Raw genomic sequence first — 6,000 nt, 5'->3', positions numbered from 1 at the left:
GTGCCACCTCGCGGAAGGAACGACTCCAGCCGGTCCCACTCCGCATTCGTCAGATCCCCACGGCCCATACATCCACCCTGGACCCAGCACCCAACCCACGTCAGGAGATCCGAGAAACAGGCCCTAGAGGTTTCGCTCCGCGTAGATCTCCAGGGCGTCCCTGACGAGGACGGCGGTGCCCTCGCCGTGCTTGTCGTAGTGCGCGGCGAAACGGGGATCGTCGACGTACAGGCGCCCGAGACCGGTCACGTACTCCCTGGTGGGGGTCGTGGTGGCGGATAGCCAGACGACCTGGCGCCGGGCGATCTCCTGGACCTCGTCGGCGTCGGCGGCGAGCCCTTCCTTCCGGGCGCGGGCGAAGTCCCGGGCGATGCCCGTCTGCTCGTCGAGGAACGCCTTGCGCTGCCCGGCGTCGAGCCCGCGCCACCAGCGGTCGCCCGTCGCGTAGGCGTCCCGCCCCCAGCGCTCGGCGACCTCCTGTTCGTACGCCGTGTGGTCGAAGCCGTCGAATACTTCATCGGCCATGAGTTCGTCTCCGTTCTCGGTCTTGTGGAGAGTGGTCCGCACGGACGCGATCCGGCGCCCGAGCCGCTCCCTTTCCTGCTCCAGAAGGGCGAGATGGGTCCGCAGCGCCGCCGCCGTGTCCCGCTCCCCCGCGAGGACCTCGGCGATCGCGGGGAGCGAGAGCCCCAGCTCGCGCAGGAGCAGGATGCGCTGCAAGCGGACCAGCGCCGCCTGGTCGTAGTACCGGTAACCGTTCGCGCCGATCCGGCTCGGCTCCAGCAGTCCGCGCTCTCCGTAATGCCGGAGGGTGCGGCTGGTGGTGCCCGCCTTCCTGGCGATCTCCTGGATCGACCACTCCATGCCGAGAACGCTAGAACTTGACGCTACGTCAAGGTCAAGCGCCCGGCGGAGACGCCTGCGGAACCAAGGGGGCCGGGATTCCGGGCATACGACGAAGGCCCGGATCCAGTGAATGGATCCGGGCCTTCGTGCTACTGAGTAGCGGGGACAGGATTTGAACCTGCGACCTCTGGGTTATGAGCCCAGCGAGCTACCGAGCTGCTCCACCCCGCGTCGGTAAACATGACTCTACGGCATGACCGGGGTGATGTGGAAATCGGCTTCCTTCAGCAGCCGCACGCCTCGGTGCCGACGGGTGCCGTGAGCGGGTCGGCGGCCTGTTCGGCGGGCCCTTCCGGGGTCTCGTACGCGAAGCCCTCCCGGACCCAGTACTCGAAGCCGCCCAGCATCTCCTTCACCTGGAATCCCAGCTCGGCGAGGGCGAGCGCGGCGCGCGTGGCGCCGTTGCAGCCGGGGCCCCAGCAGTACGTGACGACCGGCACGGACCGGTCGAGCAGCCGCTCGGCCTGCTCGGGGATCAGCGCGGTCGGCAGGTGCACCGCGCCGGGTACGCGCCCCTGGTCCCACGAGGCCGTGGACCGCGAGTCGAGCACCACGAAGCCCGGATCGGTCCCGTCGGCGGCGGACTCGGCGAGCACGGTGGCGACGTCGGAGACGTCGGCGTGGAAGACGAGGCTCGCGGAGAAGTACGCGGCAGCGGCGGCGGGCGGGGCGGGCGGAACGCGGAGTACGGGATTGACGGGGCCGACCGGGCGAGCGGAGTCGGAAGGGTGGGCGGCGTTGGCAGGGTGGGCGGCGTTGGCGGTGTCGGCCGGGTTCACCAGGTCAGCGGGGTTGACCTGCGTCGATGTCGTCGTCATGGTGATCAATTTAGGGAGGACGAGCGCCACCTTGAAGGGAGAATCCACGGCGATGAGTGGGACTGGCCGGTGAATCCCGGGCACTGCTTCCTACTGGGCGTGGATCTCACGTACCGAAGAGATGCCGGCCGTTGATGTTCGATTCCAGCCGTCGTACGGGGTCGTCACGGGTGTCACATCGGCGCCGTCCGATCCGTCATGAAGGCAGGGCCGTCATCAGGGGCCTTCATCAGGTCAGGGCCGTCATGCGGGCATGGCGGTACGCGAACGGGGAGAGCGACGAGTGGACCACGACGACAAGGAACTCCTGGCCAGGCGTTTCGAGGCCGACCGGCGCCACCTCAGGGCGGTGGCGTACCGGATGCTGGGCTCGCTCGGCGAGGCCGAGGACGCCGTCCAGGAGACCTGGCTCAAGCTCAGCCGCAGCGACGTCGCCGACGTGGCCAACCTCAGCGGCTGGCTGACCACCGTCATCGGCCGGGTCTGCCTCGACATGCTGCGCTCGCGCGGCTCCCGCCGCGAGGACCCGCTGGAGTACTACGTCCCCGACCCGGTCGTCCGGGTCGCCGACACCACCGACCCGGAGCACGCGGCGGAGGTCACCGAGTCCGTCGGCCTGGCCCTGCTCGTCGTCCTGGACACCCTCGCCCCCGCCGAACGGCTCGCCTTCGTCCTGCACGACATGTTCGCCGTCTCCTTCGACGAGATCGCACCCGTCGTCGACCGCACCCCGGCCGCCACCCGCCAGCTCGCCAGCCGCGCCCGGCGCCGCGTCCGGGACACCGCGCCCGCCCCCGGTCCCGACCCGCGCCGCCAGCGCGAGATCGCCGACGCGTTCCTCGCCGCCTCGCACGGCGGCGACTTCGAGGGGCTACTGGCCGTCCTCGACCCGGACGTGGTGCTGCGCGCGGACGGCGGCCGGAGCCTGGCGTCGGTCTCCCGGGTCGTCAGGGGCGCCGAGGCGGTCATCGCCCAGGCCCTCACGTACGCCAAGTTCCGTACGGGTTCCCTGCCGATGATCGTCAACGGCGCCCCCGCCGTCCTCTCGGTCAAGGACGGCCGCCCCGGCTCGCTCCTGGCGTTCACGGTCGTCGGGGACCGGATCGTGGAACTGCACGTCCTGGCGGACCCGGAGCGCATCGCCGCGCTCGGCCTGACGGAGGAGGAGCTGGCGCGGGCGCGGTACTGAGGGCGGGGCGATCGGGGGCTGAGGAGCTGGCGCGGGCGTGGTACTGAGGCGGGGCAATCGGGGGCTTGGGGCGGTTGGCGACTTCGGGGCGGTTGGGTGACTTGGGGCAGTCGGCGACCTGGGGCGGTTGGGGGCCCTGGGACGGTTGGGGGCCTTGGGGCGGTCTGGAGCCCCCGGCCGACCGGAGCCCCGCAGGTCTGGTGGGGGCCCTTGTCGGGGAGGGGCCGACCTGCAAGCCCCTGACAGGCGATCCCTGACAGGGGCCTCCGCCCGGGGGGGGGGACCCTCACTTCCCCCCGCCCGGGGAACCCCCGTTCCCCCCGACCGCCGACATCAGGGACGCCCCCGCCGCCAAGGACACGGCCGCGCTTCCGACGCCGAGGACGGCGCCTGCGGCGACATCGCCCGGGTAGTGCACCCCGGTGTGGACGCGGGAGTAGCCCACGGCCATCGCGAGGAGGTGGAGGGGCACGGCGGCCGGGGGCAGCACCACGCCGACGGCCGTCGCGAAAGCGACCGCCGAGGCGGTGTGCCCGGAGGGGAAGGAGGCCGAGTCCGGCATCGGCACATGTCGGCTCACCACCACCCGGGCCGCCTCGCGGTCCGGGCGCGCCCTGCGGACCAGCCGCTTGCCGAGCAGATTGGCCGAGGCCGAGGCCACCGCGACGGCCCCGAGCCCGGCGAGCGCCGCCCGGCGGGGCCTGCCGGGGGCCAGGGCGAGCGCGCCGGCCACCACGAACGAGATCTTGGAGTGGTCGGCGGCGGTGGAGAGCCTGCGCAGCCCCGTGTCGAGCGTGGGGGTGGGCGTGGCGGCGACGGCCGCGTACACGGCGCCGTCGATCGCGCGCAGATCCCGGAGGACCGCCCGGAGGGGTCCGGTCGTGGTCGTCCCGGTGGTGCCGGTCATGTGCCGCTCCTCGGTGCGGTGTGGTGGGCCGAATGGAAGGCGAGCCAGGTGACGCGCCGCCAGTCCAGAGGCGGTGGCGGGTCGGCGGCCCCGGGCCGGTGCCGTGGCACGAGGACCCGCAGGGCGCGCGGCCTCAGGACGCAGACGACGGGGGTGGGCAGGGTGAGGGCTTCCCCGTCGACGGCGACGGCGATGGAGCCGGAGGGAACCGGGGGTACGGAGGGACCACCGTCCCCGTCAGCGGGACCGGCAGCCGAGCCACTGGCCACACCAGCCGCACCGGACCCACAAGCCGCACCGGACCCACTAGCCGCACCGGACCCACTAGCCGCACTGGCCCTGTTGGCCCCGTTGGCCTCACCAGCTCTATCAGTCCCATCAGCCGCACCAGACCCACCAGACCTACCAGTCGCACTGGACCCACCAGCGGGCCCCTCCGCCGAACCCGACCCCGAACCCGGCCCCTCACCCGACCCCGAACTCGGCCCCGACCCCAACCCCGCCCCCTCCACCTTTCCCGTCACCTCGACGCGGGTGGCCGTCAGGACGTTCAGGCCCGCCGCCTGGGTGCCTCGTACCGCCAGTTCGGCCGCTTGGGCGGCGCCGTCCACGCGGATGCCGATCACGCCCAGCGCGCCGCTGTCGAGCCGGGGGCGGCGGGCGGAGGCCGCGCCGAAGGGATCGGGCGCGGCGTACGGGTTGTTGCTGACGAGCAGCGCCTGCTGGGCCGGGAGGGCGGAGCCGTCGACGAGCGCGTCGAGCCGGTCGCCCTCGCCGCCCTGGAGCAGATCGGGCAGGGCGTCCAGGGCGGTGCCCGCCTTCGCGTCGCGGTACTCGGGGCGCTGGACGACATCCGCGTACACCCCGAAGGAGACGGTGTTCACGAAGGGGCGGCCGGAGACGAAGCCGAGGTCGACACGGAGTTCCTCGCCGTCGACGAGCGCGTCGAGACAGGCGGAGGGGTCGGCCCGGTCGAGCCCCAGATCGAGGGCGAAGTGGTTGCGGGTCCCGGCGGAGACGACGAGGAACGGCAGGTCGTGCTCGGCGGCCACGGCGGCGACCAGCGCCTGCGTACCGTCGCCACCGGCCACCCCGAGCAGATCGGCGCCGTCGGCGACGGCTTCCCGGGCAAGGGCGGCGACATCGGTCTCGACGGACGGATCGAGCAGGATCACCCGGGCGCCGAGCCGCTCGGCGCGCTCGACGAGCCCGAAGCTGCCGACCTTCCCGCCTCCGGACTTCGGATTCATGATCAGGACGGGTCGGCGGGGCCGGGGCCGCCGCTCGCCCCGCGCGCGGTCGGTCCGTTCGCCGTCCCCGTTCAGCGCCCGCAGCCGTCGCAGCGAGGCCCGTGCGCAGAGCAGGGCCACGCCCCACAGCGCGAGGGCGACGAGCGCGGTCGCCCACAGCCCGCCGACGACGTACAGGCTCAGCACCGCGAGGGGCGCGCCGACGGCGAGGAGCGCGCCGAGCAGCCGCAGCGGCCCCCGGTGCGCGAGGAACCACCAGATGCCCGCGGCCGAACAGGCGAGCCCGACGAACCCGCTGAACAGGACCACGAGCCCGCCGCCGTCGAGCCCGGTCAGCAGGAAGAGCACGGCCGCGAGGGCCGCCCCCACCGCGCACCGGGCCAGCACCCGGGGCACCCGCATCGGGTCCTCGGCCCCGCTCTCCACCACCGACCCCACCTCCACGTCCACGTTCACATCCGCGTCCACGAGCACTCCCAGCGTCCCGCACCTCGCCCCGGAGCACCTTTCCGGACTGCGGCACTTCATTCCTCTCCCTGGTGGTGTCCCGGGCAACCAGATCCGCCTTGCCGTCGCCGGTGATGTCGCCGACGGCCGCGATCGTGTCGTAGCGAAGCCAAGGGCAGTGCGTTCCGGCGTCATGCGGCGACCACCCCATCCGTAGGTTCGTCGAGAACGGACCAAACCCGCTTACGGGACGGATCATCGTCCACCGGTCCTGTGACACCCCAGACGGCGGACATTGCGTCCACAAGCAGAAGGCCGCGCCCCGACTCCGCGTCGCTGCGGAAGTCGCACAGAGCGCTGTCCAGCGGCCGTTGCACACTGCGCAGTGCCGCCAGGGCCATAGGGTGCAAGACTGCACCGGTACAACCATGTACCCGCGAGTCTCACCCGGGTGGACCGGTGCCGCCACAAGCGTCAGACTCG

The 6,000-nt window shown here is 72.7% G+C and carries 5 protein-coding genes and 1 tRNA gene; 1 reads left to right on the top strand and 5 read right to left on the bottom strand.

All coding sequences use genetic code 11. The features are described 5' to 3' along the window. Positions 1–123: 123 nt before the first annotated feature. The 3 genes from BU197_RS12525 to BU197_RS12515 form a co-directional block, all read right to left on the bottom strand. The gene (locus BU197_RS12525; RefSeq protein WP_188268322.1) at positions 124–864 is read right to left on the bottom strand and encodes a MerR family transcriptional regulator; all 741 of its coding nucleotides are present in this window, start codon (positions 862–864) and stop codon (positions 124–126) included. Positions 865–1,003: 139 nt separating this feature from the next. After that, positions 1,004–1,077, bottom strand: a tRNA-Met gene (locus BU197_RS12520). A 53-nt stretch (positions 1,078–1,130) separates the two neighbouring features. Next, positions 1,131–1,724, bottom strand: a complete 594-nt coding sequence (locus tag BU197_RS12515; protein WP_188268321.1) for a rhodanese-like domain-containing protein — start codon at positions 1,722–1,724, stop codon at positions 1,131–1,133. Positions 1,725–1,977: 253 nt separating this feature from the next. Here BU197_RS12515 and BU197_RS12510 point away from each other — a divergent pair, with 253 nt between their 5' ends. Next, the gene (locus BU197_RS12510; protein ID WP_188268320.1) at positions 1,978–2,913 is read left to right on the top strand and encodes a sigma-70 family RNA polymerase sigma factor; all 936 of its coding nucleotides are present in this window, start codon (positions 1,978–1,980) and stop codon (positions 2,911–2,913) included. A gap of 286 nt (positions 2,914–3,199) precedes the next feature. Here BU197_RS12510 and BU197_RS12505 read toward each other — a convergent pair whose 3' ends face one another. Then, positions 3,200–3,820 (bottom strand): phosphatase PAP2 family protein, encoded by a 621-nt coding sequence (locus tag BU197_RS12505; RefSeq protein WP_223182994.1) that lies wholly within the window; start codon positions 3,818–3,820, stop codon positions 3,200–3,202. Further along, positions 3,817–5,472, bottom strand: a complete 1,656-nt coding sequence (locus BU197_RS12500; protein ID WP_188268324.1) for a diacylglycerol kinase family protein — start codon at positions 5,470–5,472, stop codon at positions 3,817–3,819. The genes BU197_RS12505 and BU197_RS12500 overlap by 4 nt, the downstream gene beginning before the upstream one ends. Between the last annotated feature and the right edge of the window lie 528 nt (positions 5,473–6,000).

Origin of the sequence: Streptomyces sp. CBMA291 (assembly GCF_014596525.1) — a bacterium.
Lineage (GTDB): Bacteria > Actinomycetota > Actinomycetes > Streptomycetales > Streptomycetaceae > Streptomyces.
The sequence above is the reverse complement of the archived record's forward strand: the minus strand, read 5'-3'. Positions and strand labels throughout refer to the sequence as shown.